Genomic DNA, 21714 nt, shown 5'->3' with positions numbered 1-21714 from the left:
GTTTCTAATGCTTTTCTATTATGTAAATTGTTCTAATTCGGTTAGCTGATCGTTAGATAAACCCGCTGGTTTAAACCCGGAAGCCCAACACATCATTAATAATTTTGCGCCTTTATTTGCAACATCTAAAAAGTCCCAAGCTTTCATTACATCTGGAGCTGTTGCGGTAGCACCGTGCTTTTCCCATAAAGACACATTTCGAGTTTTAAAGGCATCGATAGTCACTTTTGCTAAGGCTGCCGTACTAGATAATGCGTAAGGTGTACAGTGAATTCCTTTTGGAACAAATACTTTTACCTCAGGACACATCATCCAAATTTGTCTGTTTAATTCTTCTTCATCATCAAATAATTCGTGGTGACTCATACAAATCAATTCTAAAGGATGCGTATGTACTACCGCTAAATTTTCTGGGTGGTGTTGCGAGTTAAATAAGTGGATACTTGCATGAGAAATTAATTCGCATGTAGGTCCGAAATTATCGCGTTTTCCTCCCCAAATAATAGAATATGCTGTTGCATCTTCGTTGATATAAAGAATGCAAGACACTTCTTCTAACATATCTACCAAGTCTCTTAAGTAACATCCAGTTCCTGTAATATAAATTACAAATCCTGCACATTCCTTAGGAAAATCGAAAGGAACTTCCTCTCCAATGCCTTGAACTTCTTCTTTGCTAAAAAAAGAGGTTAAGTTCATTGAAATGTTTCCAGCATTTCGCTCTGCCCATTCACGTTGCCATAAATAACCAGCTACCGTAGATACTTTTTTCAATTCGGCTTGTACTTCTATTGGGAGTTTTAAAGTTTTCATATATGTTTAAATAAAAATTTATTACACAAAAATACTTTCATAGTATCATTTTAATAATATTTAAAATCTGTATTTTTGTATCTAATTCAAACATTAATTGATTTAATGAAAATTGTAAAAGATATCCAACTGGGAGATCCGTCTTCTAACAAGCAAAACTTTATAGATCTAAATTTAAAAGTATTGTGTTGCAGATATTGGATACTCGATTTATGGGATTGTCACGATATGGTATTCCCGTATTGGAGATTGTATTGGAATAGAAATACAGGAGGCGAACTGATTCATCGCGATAACATATTCGAAATGGATCCCAATTGTCTTTATATTATACCGCCCTTCACTTCGTTTTCGTCCCGATTCACCAAAAATCATGTGTATTCCAACGGCATACATGTTAACGGGAAACACGTTACTAGTACCATTAACGAAGACCATTACGTAGACTCCTCGTTAATACATTTATTTATTCATTTTAATTTAGGGGTGCCGTTTGACAATGTTTATCCAGGGATTTTAAAAATAGAATTAACAGACTATTTAAAAGATCGTTTAGACTACCTGACAAGCCGATTAAAAATAGAGAATACAGATTTTAAACTAACCTTTAACTTAAAGCTACAAGCCTTTATTAAAGAAGCCTTAACTAATATAGGACCAGAATTATGGAAGGCTATTAATATAGACGAGCGTGTACTAAAAGTAATTCGTTATATTGAAATTAATATCAATAAAAAATTAAGTAATCCCGAATTGGCGGCCATTACAAATATGGCTCCTAACTCTTTTGCTAGATTATTTAAAATTGAGATGAATATAACCTTACATAGTTTTATTCAGAACAGAAAAATTGCAAAAGCTTGCGTCCTGTTTGAACACACAAACAAAACTATTGAAGAAGTTTCTTTTGTATTAGGGTTCTCTGATCGCTTCCATTTTTCAAGAGTTTTCAAATCTGTTATCGGACTTTCGCCTGCTTCTTACAAAGAGGAAAAGTACATTTAGTTTATTTGCAATTTCCTCTTTCACACATACCGACAATTACACCCTGATTGTTTATTATCTTATTTTTAAACCGATCTAAATCTATTAAGATCATGGTCCTTACTGCGGATTAATTTGAAGAATCAATCACCAGAAACAATACAACAACATCATCTTAAACCCAGAAATTACTCTTATTTATTTTAGAAATACTAAATATCTATTTCTTATAGATTACTAGTATCATGTTGGTTGTAAAGGGTTTTAAGCCCATTTTCTATTATATTTATTTCGAGTACACAGACCATCTAATAGCTAAATAATCCTTTAATAAAATTTCAAATTATAGCTATTAAACCTAAACATGCTGTACAAAAACCTTAATATCATCAATGTTTAAATTATACATATTATTGATTGTTATAGATAATTAATAAAAACTAAATATAATATAAATTTGGTCAGTATATTTTGTCAATACAATTAGTATTTAGCTTTATCTTTAAATTAAATACAATCACAAACAATCGAAACCTAATTAAAACTGAATTAAAAAAAATAGAACATGAAAACATTTGAACAGTACATAAATGGAAAATTTGTAAAATCGACGTCTACAGATGTCATTGAAATTTTAAATCCTTGCACCGAAGAAGTTTTATCATTAATGCCTATTGGAAGTGTTAAAGATGCTGAATTAGCATTGGACGCTGCTCAAGCCTCTCAACATGCTTGGAAATCTCTTCCTGCAATTGAAAGAGGTAACTATTTAAATAAAATGGCAGATGTTATTCGTGATAACCGTGTGTTTTTAGCAGAAACGCTAGCTGCAGAACAGGCTAAGGTTATGGGATTAGCACAAGTTGAAATTGATGTTACTGCCGACTATTTTGATTATTATGCAGGTTTTGCAAGACGTATTGAAGGAGAAATTATTCAGAGTGACAGAAGTAAAGAACACATCTTTTTACATAAAGCACCTATTGGAGTAGCCGTTGGAATTTTACCTTGGAACTTCCCATTCTTTGTTATGGCTAGAAAAGTTGCAGGGTCTTTAATTACAGGTAACACTTGTGTAATTAATCCAAGTTCTATAGCACCTAACACCGTAATGGAATTCGCTAAATTAATCTCAAAAATAGGCGTTCCTGCAGGTGTACTAAACTATGTTTGTGGTAAAGGTAGTATTGTAGGTAATGCACTTTCATCTAGTCCAATTACAGGTATTATTAGTTTAACTGGTAGTGTTGGAGCTGGACAAATGGTAATGGAAGCGGCTTCTAAAAATATTACAAAAGTATCGTTAGAATTAGGAGGTAAAGCGCCTGCAATTGTGTGTGCAGATGCTAATTTAGAATTGGCTGTTAACGCTGTTGTAACCTCTAGAGTTACCTTTAGCGGACAAGTATGTAATTGTGCAGAGCGTCTTTATGTAGAAGAATCTATTCACGACCAATTCTTGGATATGGTTGCCAAAAAAATGAAATCTTTAAAAGTAGAAGACGCCTTCTCTAAAAACAATCCAGATATGAGTGCTCTAGTCTCTAAGGCACAATTGGATAAAGTTTCTGAAATGGTTGAATTCGCTAAAAAAGAAGGTGCAGAAGTTGTTGTTGGAGGCACTAGAACTCCAGGTTTTGATAAAGGTTACTTTTACCAACCAACATTACTAACCAATGTAAAACAGAACATGCAAATTATTCAGGAAGAAGTATTTGGTCCTGTTTTACCAGTCATGAAATTTAGCACATTAGACGAAGCTATTGCTTTAGCAAACGATTGTGAATTTGGATTAACATCTTCTATCTTCTCAGAAAACTTTAACAAAGTAATGCATGCTGCTGAAGAGTTACAATATGGCGAAACTTATATTAACAGAGAACATTTTGAAGCTATTCAAGGATTCCACGCAGGTTGGAAAAAATCTGGTATTGGTGGAGCAGATGGAAAACATGGTATGGAAGAGTATCTTCAAACTAAAGTGATCTACGCGCAGTACAGATAATATAATTAAGAAATATAAACTAGCAAACACTATTCAATTCGTAGAGAAATTAGTATCTATACACAGAATAGTGTTTGCTTTTTAAACAAACTAACCAAATAACCATTATGAACACCACCGAAAAAATCCCTGTAGTTTCTAAAGAGGTATTAATTCCTTTTATAATTATAACCTCCTTATTCTCGCTTTGGGGTTTTGCTAACGATATTACCAATCCTATGGTAGCGGCATTCGGAACCGTTATGGAAATATCTACAGCTAAGGCCGCCTTAGTACAACTCGCTTTTTATGGCGGTTATGCTACAATGGCTATTCCAGCCGCATTATTTGTTAGAAAATACAGTTATAAATCAGGGATTATTTTAGGATTAACATTATATGCCATCGGGGCCTTATTATTTTATCCTGCGGCAGAATTTGAAGTCTTTGGTTTCTTCCTAGGATCGCTTTATATTTTAACTTTCGGATTGGCGTTTTTAGAAACAACAGCTAACCCATTTATTCTTTCAATGGGAGACGAACGTACCGCCACCCAACGTCTAAACTTAGCACAAGCTTTTAATCCTATAGGGTCACTTTTCGGAATGTTTGTCGCTTCAAAATTCATACTTGTTGCCTTAGATTCTGATAAAAGAAACGAAGCAGGCGAATTAATTTTTAACACCTTAGACGAGGCGCAAAAAGCCATCATTAGAACTCACGATTTAGCGATTATTAGAGATCCTTATGTTATTCTTGGCTTTGTAGTCATTGCCATGCTAGTAATTATTTCAATAACAAAAATGCCAGACACTAAGAAGAACAAGAAATACACTAGTGCTAAATCTTCTTTTCAGAGATTATTCAAAAACGGAAAATACAAAGAAGGTGTTCTCGCTCAGTTATTTTATGTTGCCGCTCAAATTATGTGTTGGACTTTTATCATTCAATACGCAGGTAACCTAGGCATACCTAAGGCAGAGGCGCAGAATTACAATATTATTGCCATGACCATATTTTTATTGAGCAGGTTTGTTAGTACATTCTTAATGAAATATGTAAATGCTAAAAAATTACTAATGATTTTCGCATTGTGTGCAATGGCTACAATTTCAGGCGTTATTTTAATTGAAGGCATATTAGGGTTATACTTATTAGTAGCAACATCGGCTTTTATGTCTTTAATGTTCCCTACCATTTACGGAATTGCTTTAGACGGTTTAGAAGAAGACGACACAGCATTAGGTGCCGCAGGTTTAGTTATGGCTATCGTAGGAGGCGCATTAATGCCAATATTACAAGGTACTTTAATAGATATGGAAAGCATAGGACCTTTTTCTGGTGTAAACTTTTCTTTTATTCTTCCTTTTATATGTTTTTGTGTTATTGCTTTTTATGGCTACAGAACATTAAAAGTTTATAAATAACAACATATGAGATATTGCTATGCATTAGATTTAGTTGATGACGAGACATTAATTAAAGAATATATTGAGTATCACAAAAACGTTTGGCCAGAAATTGAACAAAGTATTTTAGATTCTGGCATAGAAGTTATGGAAATCTATCATGTAGGTAATCGCCTATTTATGATTACAGAAGAGGGCAGTAATACGCCATTAGATAACCGTTCACAATCCGATCAGGTAAAAGCAAAAATAGACCAATGGGAAACCTTAATGTGGACGTACCAACAAGCCCTTCCAATTGCTAAAAAAGGAGAAAAATGGGTTTTAATGGAAAACATATATCAATTAAAAGTTTAGAATTATTAGCATGGAAATAAAAATAAATCCAAAATATCCTTCGGTTACAGATTTAAGAAAAAGAGCGAAGGTAAAAATGCCAAAATTTGCTTTTGAGTATTTAGATGGCGGATGTAACGAAGATATTAATTTAGATAAAAATCGTACCGACCTTCAGAAAATTGAGTTGATGCCTCAGTACTTATCAAAATTTGATACATCAGACTTAAGAACTGAATTGTTTGGACACATTTACGATGCCCCTTTTGGTATCGCACCAGTTGGACTTCAAGGTTTAATGTGGCCAAACTCGCCAGAAATTTTAGCCAAAGCCGCATTTAATCATAATGTCCCTTTTATTTTAAGTACCGTGACCACGTCTAGTATTGAACGCGTAGCAGAATTGACAGAAGGAAAATCTTGGTTTCAATTATATCATCCTGCCGAAGAGCAAGTAAAACGCGATTTATTAGATCGGGCAGCACATGCCGGAACCGATGTTTTAGTCATCTTAGCAGATGTTCCTACGTTTGGATACCGACCAAGAGATGTAAGAAATGGTTTAGCCATGCCGCCTTCTATGAGCCTAAAAAATATTATTGAAGTTTTAAAGAAACCCGATTGGGCTATTCAAACTTTAATTCATGGGCAACCTGCTTTTAAAACGTTGGAACCTTATATGCCTAAAGGCTTAAATTTAAAAAAGTTAGGCGAATTTATGGATGTTACCTTTTCTGGGAGACTTAACGAAGATCGCATTGCCTCTATTCGAGACCAATGGAAAGGGAAATTGGTAATTAAAGGTGTGGTGAACGAAATGGATGCGCAAAAAGCCATTAATTTGGGGGTCGATGGCTTAATTGTATCCAATCACGGTGGCAGACAATTAGACGCGGGACAATCCTCAATCGTGCCTATGACCCATTTGGCTAAAAAGTACAAAAACGATATTAAAATCATGGTAGACTCAGGTTTACGTGGTGGTCCAGATATTGCTAGAGCCATGGCAAATGGAGCCGAATTCACCTTTATGGGACGTAGTTTTATGTACGGTGTAGGTGCACTAGGCAAAGACGGAGGAAACCATACCATTTCCTTAATGAAACGGGAATTTCAGCAAGTTATGGAACAACTTTGCTGCGAAAAAGTTCAAAACTTACCTCAACATTTAATTAAGTAACATATATTAAGAACCCAAGAATTTATTTTTTTCTTGGGTTTATTTTTTTGCGCTATAAAAATAGGGTATAAACTCGTCTTACCACAATTGCGAAACACCCAAATAGTCTTTTCGTCTAAGACGCTTTAAAGTAGTCTCATGGAGACTTCCATCTGATTCATTTTAATTGACGTTACACATAAGACATCTTACTTTTCTAGCTTATGTCTGCCAATTACTCATTTTATGAGGCCAAATTCTAATTTGGCAACTATTTACCCAAATACCTAGAGTATATTTGAATAAAACATACAGACTATGAAAAATCATTTGTTCTTTTTATTCATTTTTATGTTTACTATAAGTGTGAATGCACAGAAAACAATTAATAATCCGGATTATGTTTCTAGTAATCTTTCTGGGACCATAACAAAAGTTGAACTTACAGAAGAGGCCACAATTCTTCATTTTCATATAAAATTGCCAATAGGATCCTGGATTTTCATCCCTAAAAAAACATATATTGAAGATGCTCGCGCTTCTGATGGGCGCTTATACGTTACGAAGTCCGACGGCATTGAAATGAAAAAAAAACACACCCTAACCAATTCGGACGAGATTCGATACAAATTATTTTTCCCTCCATTACCAACAGATATAAAGAAAATTAATTTTGGAGAATCTAATCCTGGAGGTAATTGGAATATCTACAAATTAGACCTTACTAAAGATGGTATAAACTTCATTAATCGTTCAAATCAAATTAAGGCTTCTAAGTACTCCATACAAACAGGGTTCTCTATAACTCCAAAGACCAATAATGGCTGGACCATTAAAACAGGCCCCAGAATGTTTACCGAAACAGATTTTGTTGTTGTAGAAGAAACACTAAATTTAGGCGCTAACAATATGCTTCCTAAAGACTTACCTCATTCATTTTTTGGAAATTGGTATGATAAATACGGTACACTTATACTTATTACGACCGAAGATTATGTCATGTTCGATTCTAGGATTCAGTATTATCAAAACATGGTTAAAATTAGCGACACAAAATTTATCTTAAGTTTTTCGAATGGTGGTTTTGAAGTTCTAGACCTTAACGAGACAAGTATGACCATTAGAAATCGGAAATTAAGCACTTTAGAAAAAAAACCAGGTAGTAATAAAGTACCTAAAGACATGATTGGCACATGGGGTTTAAAAAATGATTCAGGCAACAAAATAATAATCTCGAAGGATTATCTTTATAACAACGCAAAAAACACTACAGATATAAAAGGCAGTAAAAACAAACAAATTGTTCAAGTTGTAGAATCTCAATCAGGCGAAGACGTTTGGTTTATTCTTTATGACAAAGGCACTTACGATTATTACAGAGCAACTAAAATAGACCATACTTATGTTTTAACACCTCGCGGCTATCCAGATATGCGATACGAGAAATTACAATAACACATTTATAAAATCATGAAAAAAGCAATCTTATCTGTAATCGGAATTCTAGCTATTTTTATCACATTTTCGTTTACAAATTTCAATGTTGAGAACGAAAGAGTTTTTAAAATCACTTCTGAACATCCAATTGTATTTGATATGGTACAAAACGGAAAAACAACAAAAGGACTACATACACCTTATAAATTTAAATTTACAGGAAATAAAGGCAATTTTATTTTTAAATCTAACAAAGCACATGAAAAATTAAAAGTAAGCGTTGAAGACCAAAAAAGTCGTTTAACTGCCAATTGGGAAATTATTGTTTTGACTATAGAAAGTGATACTATGAAAACATTTGGAATGAATTAGAATAGCTTATTTAATTTATTGCTTATACTCGATGTCTAACAAAATTCTCACAACTAAACATGCACATACATTACACCCAATTTTAAGAAACATCTAACTTTGATAATAACAACAAAAAACACAGCCTAATGAGTAAAAAAAAACTCACCTTAATGCTATTGATTTTTACGGCAATTAGCTGTAGCACAAAAAACAAAATAAATCCTGATAATTATATCGACCTAGAGTATTACAAAGATAAAAATGACGACAAAGCTTTAAGTCTTATAATACCTCGAATTAAACCCTCTAATGATAGTATTGGAGTGTTTATTAATAATCATAGATCTCGATTCGCTTATTTCTTTTCTAACAAAATAGAAGCAGACACTCTTGAAAAGTTATACCCAGATACTTTAGCAATAAATAAAATATTTTTAAAACAGATTAACGAAAAAAAATTCATTTCAAATTTCTCAAGATTAGCAAATCTTAAAGAGCAAGAATATGAAAGCTTTTCAATGGATGAGATTTTAGAAGTAGCTTCAAGGTTCTTTGTTATAGTAGACGTTGGAAATGATTTTAGAATAAAAATCTGTTCGGGCGGAAATGATTTTCAAGACTTAAACGCAATTAGAGATGTCACTTTAATAGAAGCACTTACATACGAAGCTATAATTAATGGAGTAAAGAAAAAAGGTGAACAGCCAGAATTTATTTCGAATACTAGAATTAATTATTCAGATGCTATAAAAAACCCTGACAGTCTAAACCACAATACGCTATTAGTAAATGCTAAAAACAAATTATATAAACTCATGGAAAAAGACGAAAGTCTAAGACTTTATATTGGCAACTATCTTACAGAGCATTCAGATAATTTACCATTTAAAATAAAAAAAGACAACTAAAAAACGTGGGAAAACACATGATAAAGAAAACGTACACTCACAAATAATTACTAGATTAATTCCAATTCATAAAGCACCTTCAATTGCTGTTAAAAAAGAGATTGAAATGGCATTAAAAGACACATAAAGAACCACAGCAAAACACATTAAAAATATATAGTTTTAGTTCAACCAAAATGTGTCGTTAGTGTGCACTATAAACATCAAAAAAATAATTCTAAATAGTATTTCATTGAAAGTCACAAAACTCTTTTTTTTACTATGCCTTATGCCTTTAATAACAATGGCGCAAGTAAGTATATTACCAACGGAGCTCTCGGAATATTACTTAGGAAGTTGGATTAACAACAAAAACGAAGTTGTTCTTATCGTTTCGCAAGACTACATCGTTATAAACAATGAGTTGTTCTATTATAACGAAATTCTTAAAACAGATAAATCACTAAATTTTACATGTACTTATAATTCTGATATAAAATATATAAATATTGCAGAAATAGATGAGACACGTATATTTTTAGATGAAGGTTATAAAATATCAACACTCACTAAAGCTAAAGTTACAGATTCAAAAACCTTACCCGAATCTCTTATCGGGAATTGGCATACCTTAGGGAGCACATTAAACATTAAAGAGTCTGAACTATCTTATTTTAATACAGTTTATAAAATAGATTATGCCATTTCTTTAGATCAGGCACATTATTACCTTGTTTTGTATGAAAACAAAGAATATTATTTTGCCCATAATTATACGAATAATAACGAACAGTTTATAAATACCCATTTTTCTGAGACTGTTGTTTTTAAAAAAGAATCATTCATTCAGAAGTATATCTATTGGTTTATTTCTATTATAATACTCGCCTTTTTAATACTAAGTTATTGCCTTTTTAAATGGAAATTGGCCTTAACCAAAAAGAAAGAAACAACGAAACGTAAGTTTACAGAAATGCAACTAAAAGGGATTCGGTCCCAGATGAATCCTCATTTTATATTTAATGCATTAAGCGCCATACAAAATCTTATTAACAAAGGTGATAACGAAAAAGCAAATCATTATTTAACCGAATTCGCTCAACTTATGCGGTTAACTTTAGATAAAAGCGATAAAGGCTTGGTCCCTTTAGACGACGAGATTTCCTCTATAAAAAAATATCTAGAATTGGAAAAATTACGTTTCTATTTTGAATATCATATTATCATCGATCCAGAACTAGATTTACAACTCACAGAGATTCCAGCCATGCTTATTCAGCCCTTTGTAGAAAATGCTATAGTTCATGGTTTAAATGAAAAACAAGGTGATAGACAGTTAAAAATGTTGTTTAACTTAGATGTCGACCATTTAGTGTGTACCATTATTGATAATGGGATTGGGATTGAAAAAGCTCAGACAAAAAAAACGTCACATTATAAGCGCGAAAAATACGGCATTCGGTTAGCTAAAGACCGTATCGATCTCATTAACGAAAGTTATAATACAAATGCAAAAGTGATTATTACCGATGCCTCTGAACACGACACAAAAAACACAGGAACATATGTTGAAATTTATATGCCTTTAACCTATTAATTTTTAATTAACCGCCATGGTTATTACCACACAAATAGCATGACAATTAAAAGTATTATAATTGATGATGAATCCCATAATTTAGAAAATCTTAAACGGTTGCTAGATAAAAATTGCCCCAATGTAGATGTTGTAGGCATGGCATGTTCGGCCGATCAAGGGGTAGAACTCATCTCGAAATTACAACCAGATTTAGTGCTTTTAGATATTGAAATGCCCAACAAAAACGGATTCGACATGTTAGAATCTATGGGTAATGTAAATTTTGAAGTCATTTTCGTAACTGCTTATAACAAGTATGCACTTAAAGCGATCAAATCTTGTGCTTTAGATTATATAATGAAGCCTATAGCCATCTCAGAATTAAAAGACGCTGTATCCAAGGTGGCTCAAGTTGTTTCCGAAAAAAAGGAAAATCAGAAATTGAAATTTTTAGTTCAAAATTTAAAGAATATAAATCAACCTCAAAAAATAGCATTGCCAACAGCCGAAGAACTTTATTTTGTATCTATCGATGAGATTGTAAGGTGTAAAAGCGAAAACAATTATACGTTGTTTTTTCTTAACAATGGTAGCTCTATACTCGTATCCCGAACCTTAAAAGAATGGGATGATCTGCTATGTTCACATCAATTTATTAGAACGCACCAATCCCATTTAATTAATAGCATACACGTAAAATCTTTTGTAAAAAAAGATGGTGGCTATATTTTAATGAATGACGGAAGCATGGTTAGTGTATCCAAGCATAAAAAAGAACACACTTTAAATACGCTAGCTTCTTTAAAGTAAAATAATCTTGCTTAGCTTAGTTTATTTTATCGAATACGATATAAAGTTAAATCTTTTTAGAGTCAGATTTCTCGTCACTCGAGTCTCACGTCTGCAAGAAGTTATAACGACGCTATTAAAAACTGGATGAATTAGTAATAAAGACATTACATGCAATTTATACAGAAATATTGCAGTTTAACCGAAACCCATTTTTTCAAAAGGCCTTTTAAAGTTTATTTGTGGTATACATATTTAAATTTACTGTGATGAAGAAAGATGTTATAAAAATTGCTTTGCTTGTACTTGTTTTAATTATTCCTTATGCACTAATTATTTCAGAAAGTGATAAAAAACCATTACTAACAAGAATTGAAAAAGAAGGCTATAGCAAACAGCCTAAAGATTCTTTATGGGAATATGTAAAATATGAATTTTCTAATGAAAGAATAGATTTATCAACTAATTATAAGCAGAAATACACAGACCCTATACTTATTACTTTAGAAGATGCTACTTCTCAAGACAGTCTAGTTGTTAATGAAATAATACAAGAATTAAAAAAATCTTTCCCATTAAAACATGTTAGTTATTACAGAGCCTATTCCGATGAACCGTTCATTAGAAAAAAAGATCATAATTTTGAATGGGAAAAAATTGATCAAAACTTAGATGAATTAATCTCTTACACTACACTATTATCTTTTACAAATCCATCTGAATCTAATGGTACCGGTAGTGGCACTTTATATCTTGATGATCTTACTTATAAAAAAATTAATTCTAGAACAAACACATGGAATACTTACGTTTTACAAAACACATTACATTTTAGTTTTCCCGATAAAATTAGTATTGCAGATAAAAAGGCATTTATAAAGCAACACCTATTTGATTCGATGTGGGACACACACACAATAAATATTGAGAACCCCGAACCGAGTTATAGAATAAAGTTAGATCACTACTTTTCTAAAAACGGAAACGCTTCAACTAGGCTAACTCATACAGACTATTTAGCAGATAATGAGTTTTTAATAAAAAAAATATTCTCAGATGATTTTAAAAACCAATTTGAGGATTACATCTACAGAACCTACCCATGGCGTTATGCAAATCTTTTTTTAGATAGAGATGGGGCTAAGCAAAACGCAACAGCTTTGGTTACTTTTTTGGGACTTTTAATTTTAATTTTAGCATGTAGCATTTTTTGGAACAGAAAATTTAAAGATGTTTTTTGGAATTATTTCTGGGCTATTTTTATTTATCATGCAGGATTTTTTAGTCTTGTTGGTTTATATAAATACCTTATTGATATAGAGTATTCTACAAATGCTGTTGCAGGATTATTACTTTCTTCATTATCAAATGTGCTCATTATTATGGTAATATCCTTTTTATTCTGGCAAGCAGAAAAAAGAATGGTACCTAAACAAGTAAGTTTTGGATATCAATTGCTTGTTAAATTGGGGTTAACATTTATATTTTTATATTCTCCTTATATTTTAATGCTCTTTTTTTCTAAGACTATTATTGCAAGTGGAGGAGAAATTAACCGTTCTTTAAACGATTTACAGTTTTTACTTATTACTATTAGTCTTGCTTTAGCTAGAGGCGTTCTAATCTACCTAAACCACTTTTCCGAATCTCTAGTAAAAGAAAAAGACGTCGAGTTAAGTCGTTTAAAAGAAATAAACGCACAGTCGGAACTTAAATTATTACAATCGCACATCAATCCGCATTTTTTATATAATGCCTTAAACTCTATTGCAGGTTTAGCACATACCAATGCCGACAAAACAGAGAAAATGGCACTGTCGTTATCTGATTTATTTCGGTATTCCATTAATAAAAAGGGTGAAAAAATGAGCACTATAGAAGAAGAAGTCCAAATGGTAGAAAACTATTTAGACATCGAAAAAATCCGTTTTGGAGACCGCTTAACCTTTCAGTTAGATATTGACAAAAGCATTTTGGATAAAAAAATTCCGATGTACATATTACAACCTTTAGTTGAAAATGCTATTAAACACGGCATTTCTAAAATTAGAGGCGAAGCAAAAATAGCGTTGCAAATAATTAAAGAAGAAAACAACCTCTTTATTCGTGTGAGCGATAACGGACCCGATTTCCCAAAAAGTCTAATAAGTGGCCACGGACTGCAAACAGTTAACGATTTACTGCGCTTAAGCTATGGTGATAACGCGTCTTTAACATGGGAAAACGTACCTAAAAAGACAATAACTGTTAATTTACCATTAAACCACTGAAAATCATTGCATAAACTTAAGATATAATTTACTTTCACTAAAACCTACCACATTATGACCACCAAAATTACAGCACTACTGCTACTTTTAGCAATTCAATTTGGATTTTCCCAAAAAATAATTGAGAACCCACAATACGGATATAATGCTTTACCTGGGAAAATAACCAAAATAGAAGTCTTAGAGGATGCCACCGTACTTCATTTTCATATTGAATATAAGCCTAAATATTGGATTAACCTTCCATCAACAACTTATATAAAAGGCATGAATAGCGACGAAAAATTATTTCTAACGAAAGCAGATGGTATTCCTATAGATGAGCATTATTATATACCAGAATCAGGAGAGGTAAATTACAAATTGTATTTTCCTAATGTAAAAACAGAAATAGGCAAAATCGATTTTTTTGGTGGACATGAAAAAGGAAGCTGGTACGTTCATGATCTTGTCATTGACGAAGACCAATACGGTTCTGTATTACCAAAGCACTTAATAGGAAATTGGTTAAAAACCGATGGAAGTAATGAATGGGTCTATGGTTTTTATTATGATCGCGCAATTATAAACAGAGACATATGGACTTATAAATCCGTTAAAAACAAAAAGACAAAATCTGAAATCACCTTAGAAAAGGGGAATGAAACTAAAATTATTTACGCAAAATTAAATACAGATAAAACAGTAGCTTTTGGAGAAAACAAAAAGCAACTTACTACCTATAGTTTAAACCGAACTGAAAATAAAGATTTTAAACTAGAAAATGACGTACCCTATTTAGAGTCCGATATTTTTAAAATAGATTCTACCACGTATTCTGGGGTTATTAGAAATTATAGTAGTGAACTGAGTAAAGAAAAAACAGGAATGATTATTGTAAACAATATTTTTACAGGAAATCAAGAGTCGCATTTGGTTAAAATTAAGGACGATGGTCGTTTTTCGGTAAAGTTCCCTATGTTTTATCCACTAGAAGCTTTTGTGAGATTTCCGGGTTATAATGCATCTGTATTTTTCGAGCCTGGGAAGGAAACCTGGGAATTAATAAATTCTGGAAGTCCAAATGATGTGTTTTTTGCGGGTGATCTTGCAGAAATAAATTCAGGCTTAGCGAGCTTAAAGGACATACGTAATTATAATGGCTATAATAAACTTCATAGAAATATAGAAAAAATAGCGCTTCAGGAATATAAAGATGCATGTATAAAGGTTTATAACAGTGAAATAGCCAAATTAGATGAAGCGATTAAAACACGATTTTTAAGTAAAAAAATAACCCAAGTGATGCGTTTAAAGTTAGATTACAACTTTTACGGAGCGGTTTTAAGTTATGATATATATAGCAAAAACGGGAAAGAACCTAAAATAGATAGTGTTTATGTTAGTTTTTTAACCCCTGAAATACTCAAAAATAAAACAGCTGTACTTACTTCAGAATATTCAATTTTTATAAATCGTTTACGTTTTAGCGAACCTTTCAATGCCTTTAAAAATTTAGGAGTAACACCTCCAGAAGGCATAGCATTGGCTGAAATGCTTAAATCTAAGGGTGTAACTATAATACCAGAAGAACAGGCATTGATAAATGGGCAAATAAAATTTAATAAAGAAAATGCGGTTGCTATAAAGAAGCAAGCCGATTTTAATACCAATAACAAGGCCGTTTTACAAAGTTTTAATAAAAAATTCAGTAAAATCTATTTAAAATTAACAGAGGTAGAACGTAAAGAAATTAGTAATTCAGCTGGTTTAAATATTGATGCTATTATTGCTTACTCCAAACCCTTAGATATTACATTTTCTGATGATGAAATAGCCACGCAAAATGCCTTGAAAAATCTATTGACTGAAAAAGAACAAGAAAATTTTAAAGCCTTTTATACTACCGAGCGAATCAATAAGGATCAAGCCTTTTCTAAAAAGTATACCAATGAAATACAAGAATATACTAAAGGGGAATTTCAAAGACAATACATTGAAAATACAATAGCTTTATTTGATGAAGACGAGTCTTGGATGTCTGATATATTTATTACACAGCTTATCTCTGCTCCCATTGTCGAGCAATTATCACCATTATCTAATCCAGAATTAGAACATGTATCAAAGTATATTGAAACCCCGTTTGTACAAGAATTTTTGGTTTATGAAAACGAAAGAGGATTAGCGAAAATAGAACATAATAAAAATGCAACGGGCTATGTGGTAAACAAAACATCAAATACAGAAGCCGATCAGGTTTTTAATGCCATCATAGAGAAATATAAAGGCAAAGTCATATTTGTAGATTTTTGGGCAACTTGGTGTGGACCTTGTCGTTCAGGCATGGAAAAAATGAAACCTATGAAAGAAGAATTGAAAGATAAAGATGTTGTTTTTGTGTATATCACGGATCAATCTTCTCCAGAAAAGACTTATAACAACATGATTCCTCAAATTAAAGGTGAACATTACAGAGTGTCTAATGATGAATGGAACTATTTAAAAATTAAGTTTAACATAACAGGTATTCCGCATTATACTTTAGTAGATAAAGAAGGAACCGTGGTAAAGGAAACGATAAAGTTTTCTTCATCTGTCAATAGCTTTAAAAAACTCATTACAGACTATTTATAAGCAAAGTATGAGACTCTACAATACTATAATTATAGACGACGAACCACCGGCTAGAATGCATTTATTGAAGTTACTCGGAAATTTCCCTGACACCTTTAACGTGATTCATAAATTTGAGTGACGTGCTTTTCTTAGCCCAGGTTCTCATTATAAATGAAGCAGAAAGCGGTAACTTTTTAGGATAAGATTTCTTGTCACCCATTCCTAACTCTATCAAAAAGACAACGCTCTTTAAATATTTACTAAGACATTTATGTTTCGTTTATAACTCACCAATAACTTCATACTATAACATTTAAAAGCCTCACTATTTCATAAAATAATGAGGCTTTTAAACTTTGATTGCAGTGTACTTACTCCTGTTTCATTTCGAAGCGCGCAAAATATGCATACCCTTTTTTACCTTTTAAAGAAATGCCCCATCCCGGTGTTTCTGTGGCTTGACTTCCATCTTCTAAATCGGGCCTATACAAACCTGGAGCTACAGGAATTTTAACCAAACCGTCGTACAAAGGCGTGAAATTAATCCCATCTTCGGCATAATTAATAGTTTTACTAATAGACGCTAAAGAGGCTATCCTATTGTTTTCTTTCCAGATTAACACCTCATGACTCTTATCTAAAAGCGATCCTTTATGTTTTACAAATGGCCCCTCTGGACTGTCGGCCATTGCGACACCCATTTCGGTTAAGCCCGGACCTTTTCGGCCATGGACTATTGAACGCCCTTTATAATATAACCAGATTTTATTATTCTTAACCAATAAACTAGCATCGTCTACTCTAAAACTATCAAAGTCTTCCGGTGTGCTACTAACTTCTATAAGCGGATTATTCTCTATGCGTGTAAAAGGACCATCTGGACTGTCTGAAACCGCTACACCTATAGCCGTAACATCTGTAGTGCTATTATTTTCAAATTTATTATCCGGATTTCCAGGTGTCGGTTTTACGGCTGTATAATACAGGTAATATTTTCCTTTAAAAGCTAGAATATTTGGAGTAAATACCGAATGACTATCAAATGCGCCTTCTTCTCCCAAACCCAAAGCCATACCTTGCTCCTGCCATGTGTAGCCTTCGTCTTTAGATGTGGCATACCAAATGGTTGCCCAATACCCTGCAGTTTCAGGATGATCCATTTTAGAATACCAGATATAATACGTATCTCCCACTTTTATAATATCACTATTATCACGTCGGTTATACACACTATCTTCTCCAATACCAGTAATGTCCTGATAGGTGAATTTCACAGTCGTAGCTACAGGCTGGTTTATTTCCCTACTGCTTTCGGCAGATGTCTTTTCGGTTTTAGATTTACAGCTTACTACACTTAATGTTAGTACCGAAAATAGAATTAAAAGGTTGAGGTTGTTTTTAAGTGTTACCATTCGTTTCTGTATAAAATTTTATTAAATGCTTTTTTAATGTCTTCGACCTACGAATCAAGCTTAGAGACTAGATTCAAAATACATGACATCATATTTTTTATTTAACATAAAATATTCCCAAAGTTTATAAATGGGCTTCATGTTATTGACTGTATATTCAAATTTATTCATAATTTTATATAAGCATGTTCATTTTATTGCTGTTTATGATATTAAAATAACATAAAAGACAACTGTAATAGTATTATAGACACAACACACGTCTTAAATAATAAAAAACAACAATTTTCTTTAAAGTTGATAGCTCTATTATAACGCAATAAATGAAACATTCTAAATCTGTTTATTTTAAATAAACAGACACATTTCAGACCAGATAACCATTCATCTTGCATGGTATAACCCCTATAAATGGTGTAATTGCCTAAACAATATGCACATAAAAACTTACACTTAACACACAAAACAAATGAAAACTATAGCGATAATTGGTGGTAGTAAAGGTATTGGCAAGAGCATAGTGCACCTTATGCTAGAAAACCATAAAGTAATAAATATTAGCAGGACACCACCCGAAACGGAACACCCTAATTTAACCCATTACACATGTGATATTCTAACTGATGAATTGCCAGATTTAGAACATGTAGATAGCCTAGTCTACTGCCCAGGAAGTATAAATCTTAAACCCATTTCCAGATTAAGTTTAGACGATTTTAGGGCCGATTTTGAAGTTAATGTTTTAGGCGCGGTAAAAGCAGTTCAGAAGTATTTACCTCAACTAAAAAAAGGAGAAAATCCTTCGATATTATTATTTAGCACTGTGGCTTCTAAATTAGGCATGCCATTTCATGCGAGTGTGGCTACTTCAAAATCTGGTGTAGAAGGTTTGGTAAAATCATTAGGTGCAGAATTAGCTCCAACCATAAGAGTTAATGCTATTGCGCCTACAGTTACAGATACCGATCTTGCCTCTAAATTATTACGTAATGAAAAGATGATTGCAAGTATTACTGAACGCCATCCTTTAAAAAAGTTTTTAAATCCGGACGAAGTTGCCGCAACAGCTGCGTTTTTATTATCGGATAAAGCGGCTTCATTTTCTGGACAAATTTTCGAAATGGATTGTGGTATTGTATCTTTTAAAATATAGTTATGAATATAGTCGACAAAGCAAAACTGTACCCACGTAAATCGTCTGAGACCAAAACTCAATCGCTTTATGAGATTGAAATTAACGATATAAATAATAATCCGATTTCGCTTTCAGAATTTAAAGGAAAGTGGCTACTATTTGTAAATGTGGCTTCGGAGTGTGGCTTTACAAAGCAGTACAAAGAATTACAAACTCTAAGCGATACTTACAAAGAAAAATTAGTGGTTATTGGTTTGCCTTGCAATCAGTTTGGGCAACAAGAGCCTGGTGAAGCCTCAGAAATTCAAGAATTTTGTGCAATAAACTTTGGCGTTACTTTTTTGCTAACCGAAAAGATCGACGTCAAAGGAAGTCTGCAACATCCCTTATATACATGGTTAACCTCTAAAGAGTTAAACGGCAAAAAGAGTTCTAGTGTAAAATGGAATTTTCAGAAATATTTAGTCGATGCTAGTGGCAATTTAATAGATTACTACTATTCCATTACAAAGCCCATGAGCTCTAAAATCACTAAACATTTAAAGTAGGATCAAGACGCTTTATTAGCTTAAAACAATAGATTCTATTTCTAGTTTAAAATCTTCTGCTTTTTTGTTTCCTATTAAAAAGGCGACTTCTTCAATACCGTCCTGATCGTAGTTTGGCATATCCAATTGTCGTCCTTTATAAGTGGGATACTTCTCAGATAAAGTTAGCTGGAACGTTTCCCAACCTTCACTACTATTGAAATAATTAATATACGCATATTTATCGTCCGACTTTCTTTTTATTCTGAACTGATACGTTTTACCATCGCCCTTAACTTTAAAACTGATTTTTGAAAATCCTTTTGTGCTAACCCTATCGAAACTATATTTAACAGTAGAAAACCCGCCATTGTTTTCTAAAGAGACACGGCCTGCAAAAACGCCTTTTCCGTTTGGATCTAGAAAAAAGGAACCTGAAGATTTCCCACCCATTACGGCATCGTCTACCACCTTCCAATTATCTGTTGTACTTGTTTTATTAAAATCAAAAATAATTTCTGATGCCATAAATTTTAGTTTTATTAAAAATAATTATGTGATGAGTACGTAGTGACATCCGACTTAACCGTCGTAATATCCCAGATTTAAAAAGTCGTTTTTCGTATCGATCATCTTATCTACAAACGCCCTATTATCTTGGTAGTTCTTGTTTTTACTAAACTTTATAAAATGACCATTAGCATGAATACTAAATGTTTGAGCATTATAAATAACTAAACGGTAATACGGAATGATCCACGAATATCGGTCAAGTTTATTAGTAAAATGAACAATTATTCCTTTAGGTCTCAATTCAATATTCGCATAATTTACTGCAACCACTTCCATATTCTTAGGCTGAAGCTTCGCACTTAACTGTGAAATAACAAACCTACCAGATCCCACACCGCCGAGTTTAATCTTTTCAAGCAAAGAATACGCATCCCCTAAAATTTCTGCACTTGCTCTTGTATACTCTTTATTTGCGTGACTTGTATTAAATAACATAGTTGAGGTTTTATTTTGGTGTTGTTTAAGTGATCTAGACGACTTAATATGCGATTATTGATGCCTTAAAATTCTGGCACTTCACGTAATCTCACATAAGGATAGCTATCTATTTTCTTAAGCGAATAATAACTATTTAGGCCCGAAATGCCAACACTATTGGTGGCTTCTAAGTCGATATCGCCATTTAAAAGCGCATGGTCTGGAAGAATAAGATGTTCTATTTCTCCAACTACTAAAGTGGTACCATTGCTTATATTTAATGTTTCTTTAAATCGAAGTCCCATTTTAAAATGACTTTCTTTTACGAACGGCGCTTTAAAATTGTGAATATAATCTTCGGTAAGATGACATCTATCGAACTCAGAAATTTCAGATTCAAATTTTCCAGAGGTATAATGTGCGTTTTTTATAAATTCAGGATGAATATGATTTATGGTATATACCTGGTTTTCTTGGATATTCCTAATGGTATGTCCAACATCTTCTGTTTGGGGTCTCGTAATAAAACCTAGTAAAGCAGGATCGCTTCCTAAGTGAACTACAGAACTAAAAATCGCTAAATTGGTTTGTCCATTATTATTTATGGTTCCAATAAGATTAGCAGGTTTTATTCCTGTAACCGAGTTTATAATTTTTAATCTTGTAACACGGTCAAGATTTTCGATATCTTTTTTGCTGTAATTCATTCTTTTAAGCTAAACGGATTTGGTGTTGCATGTGTATATGTAGAGGAAAAGTTTATCGTTTACTTATTCTGTTTCCTGAGATGGCTTTCTGTCGGGAACATTTAAAACGCGTAATATCTGGATTGCGCTTTTTAAGATGTTTCTGACTTACCCCACTATTTACCCGTTTTCGCCAACGTTTAAAACTAGATTCTTTTAAATTAGCTCGCATGAGCTTAATAACGTCTTTTTCGGTTAAACTAAATTGAAACAAGATGGCTTCAAAAGGCGTACGGTCTTCCCAAGCCATTTCTATAATACGATCTAATTCTCGTTCTGTAAACTCTTTTATATCTGTAGTCATA

General features: G+C 32.7%; 20 protein-coding genes. 14 read left to right on the top strand and 6 right to left on the bottom strand.

What is annotated here, in order from left to right:
• Positions 1 to 18: 18 nt before the first annotated feature.
• Positions 19 to 813 carry a rhamnulose-1-phosphate aldolase gene (gene rhaD / locus AC0UBM_RS07950; RefSeq protein ID WP_414036379.1) on the bottom strand — a complete coding sequence of 265 codons (795 nt, stop codon included), beginning with the start codon at positions 811 to 813 and terminating at the stop codon, positions 19 to 21.
• A gap of 105 nt (positions 814 to 918) precedes the next feature.
• Here rhaD and AC0UBM_RS07945 point away from each other — a divergent pair, with 105 nt between their 5' ends.
• The 12 genes from AC0UBM_RS07945 (at position 919) to AC0UBM_RS07890 (ending at position 16617) form a co-directional block, all read left to right on the top strand.
• Positions 919 to 1818, top strand: a complete 900-nt coding sequence (locus AC0UBM_RS07945) for a helix-turn-helix domain-containing protein (protein WP_414036380.1) — start codon at positions 919 to 921, stop codon at positions 1816 to 1818.
• A gap of 544 nt (positions 1819 to 2362) precedes the next feature.
• Complete coding sequence (aldA, locus tag AC0UBM_RS07940; protein ID WP_414036381.1) at positions 2363 to 3802, top strand: aldehyde dehydrogenase; 1440 nt, start codon at positions 2363 to 2365, stop codon at positions 3800 to 3802.
• Between the two features lie 107 nt (positions 3803 to 3909).
• Positions 3910 to 5208, top strand: a complete 1299-nt coding sequence (fucP, locus tag AC0UBM_RS07935) for an L-fucose:H+ symporter permease (protein ID WP_434037532.1) — start codon at positions 3910 to 3912, stop codon at positions 5206 to 5208.
• Positions 5209 to 5214: 6 nt separating this feature from the next.
• Positions 5215 to 5547: an L-rhamnose mutarotase gene (locus AC0UBM_RS07930; protein WP_414036383.1), complete on the top strand. Its 333-nt coding sequence runs from the start codon at positions 5215 to 5217 to the stop codon at positions 5545 to 5547.
• Between the two features lie 10 nt (positions 5548 to 5557).
• Positions 5558 to 6706 carry an alpha-hydroxy acid oxidase gene (locus AC0UBM_RS07925; RefSeq protein ID WP_475688255.1) on the top strand — a complete coding sequence of 383 codons (1149 nt, stop codon included), beginning with the start codon at positions 5558 to 5560 and terminating at the stop codon, positions 6704 to 6706.
• Between the two features lie 297 nt (positions 6707 to 7003).
• Positions 7004 to 8140: a hypothetical protein gene (locus AC0UBM_RS07920; RefSeq protein WP_475688254.1), complete on the top strand. Its 1137-nt coding sequence runs from the start codon at positions 7004 to 7006 to the stop codon at positions 8138 to 8140.
• Between the two features lie 15 nt (positions 8141 to 8155).
• The gene (locus AC0UBM_RS07915; RefSeq protein ID WP_475688253.1) at positions 8156 to 8494 is read left to right on the top strand and encodes a hypothetical protein; all 339 of its coding nucleotides are present in this window, start codon (positions 8156 to 8158) and stop codon (positions 8492 to 8494) included.
• A gap of 128 nt (positions 8495 to 8622) precedes the next feature.
• Positions 8623 to 9384 (top strand): hypothetical protein, encoded by a 762-nt coding sequence (locus tag AC0UBM_RS07910; protein ID WP_475688252.1) that lies wholly within the window; start codon positions 8623 to 8625, stop codon positions 9382 to 9384.
• Between the two features lie 268 nt (positions 9385 to 9652).
• Positions 9653 to 10960 (top strand): sensor histidine kinase, encoded by a 1308-nt coding sequence (locus tag AC0UBM_RS07905; protein WP_475688251.1) that lies wholly within the window; start codon positions 9653 to 9655, stop codon positions 10958 to 10960.
• Between the two features lie 39 nt (positions 10961 to 10999).
• Positions 11000 to 11752 carry a LytR/AlgR family response regulator transcription factor gene (locus tag AC0UBM_RS07900; RefSeq protein WP_382380154.1) on the top strand — a complete coding sequence of 251 codons (753 nt, stop codon included), beginning with the start codon at positions 11000 to 11002 and terminating at the stop codon, positions 11750 to 11752.
• Positions 11753 to 12000: 248 nt separating this feature from the next.
• A complete protein-coding gene (locus tag AC0UBM_RS07895) occupies positions 12001 to 14001 on the top strand; it encodes a sensor histidine kinase (RefSeq protein WP_475688250.1) in 2001 nt (666 codons plus the stop codon).
• A gap of 54 nt (positions 14002 to 14055) precedes the next feature.
• A complete protein-coding gene (locus tag AC0UBM_RS07890; RefSeq protein ID WP_475688249.1) occupies positions 14056 to 16617 on the top strand; it encodes a TlpA family protein disulfide reductase in 2562 nt (853 codons plus the stop codon).
• 353 nt (positions 16618 to 16970) lie between these two features.
• On the opposite strand, the gene AC0UBM_RS07885 is transcribed toward AC0UBM_RS07890, so the two are convergent.
• Entirely contained in the window at positions 16971 to 18011 is a 1041-nt protein-coding gene (locus AC0UBM_RS07885) for a family 43 glycosylhydrolase (protein ID WP_475688248.1), read from the bottom strand.
• A gap of 469 nt (positions 18012 to 18480) precedes the next feature.
• Here AC0UBM_RS07885 and AC0UBM_RS07880 point away from each other — a divergent pair, with 469 nt between their 5' ends.
• On the top strand, positions 18481 to 19164 hold the full coding sequence (locus AC0UBM_RS07880) for an SDR family NAD(P)-dependent oxidoreductase (protein WP_414036386.1): 684 nt from the start codon (positions 18481 to 18483) through the stop codon (positions 19162 to 19164).
• A 2-nt stretch (positions 19165 to 19166) separates the two neighbouring features.
• A complete protein-coding gene (locus AC0UBM_RS07875) occupies positions 19167 to 19694 on the top strand; it encodes a glutathione peroxidase (protein ID WP_475688247.1) in 528 nt (175 codons plus the stop codon).
• Between the two features lie 15 nt (positions 19695 to 19709).
• Here the strand turns inward: AC0UBM_RS07875 and AC0UBM_RS07870 are convergent, their stop codons facing one another.
• From AC0UBM_RS07870 to AC0UBM_RS07855, 4 genes are all read right to left on the bottom strand, one after another.
• Positions 19710 to 20201: a CIA30 family protein gene (locus tag AC0UBM_RS07870; RefSeq protein ID WP_475688246.1), complete on the bottom strand. Its 492-nt coding sequence runs from the start codon at positions 20199 to 20201 to the stop codon at positions 19710 to 19712.
• Between the two features lie 54 nt (positions 20202 to 20255).
• The gene (locus AC0UBM_RS07865) at positions 20256 to 20681 is read right to left on the bottom strand and encodes a hypothetical protein (RefSeq protein WP_475688245.1); all 426 of its coding nucleotides are present in this window, start codon (positions 20679 to 20681) and stop codon (positions 20256 to 20258) included.
• Positions 20682 to 20746: 65 nt separating this feature from the next.
• Positions 20747 to 21370, bottom strand: coding sequence for a flavin reductase family protein (locus tag AC0UBM_RS07860; protein ID WP_475688244.1), 624 nt, complete (start codon positions 21368 to 21370; stop codon positions 20747 to 20749).
• A 52-nt stretch (positions 21371 to 21422) separates the two neighbouring features.
• Positions 21423 to 21713: a TIGR03643 family protein gene (locus AC0UBM_RS07855; RefSeq protein WP_414036391.1), complete on the bottom strand. Its 291-nt coding sequence runs from the start codon at positions 21711 to 21713 to the stop codon at positions 21423 to 21425.
• Position 21714: the final 1 nt, after the last annotated feature.

The sequence above is a fragment of the Formosa sp. F44 genome, from assembly GCF_056238645.1.
Note: the sequence above shows the minus strand (reverse complement) of the source record. Positions and strands in the feature narration are given on the sequence as shown.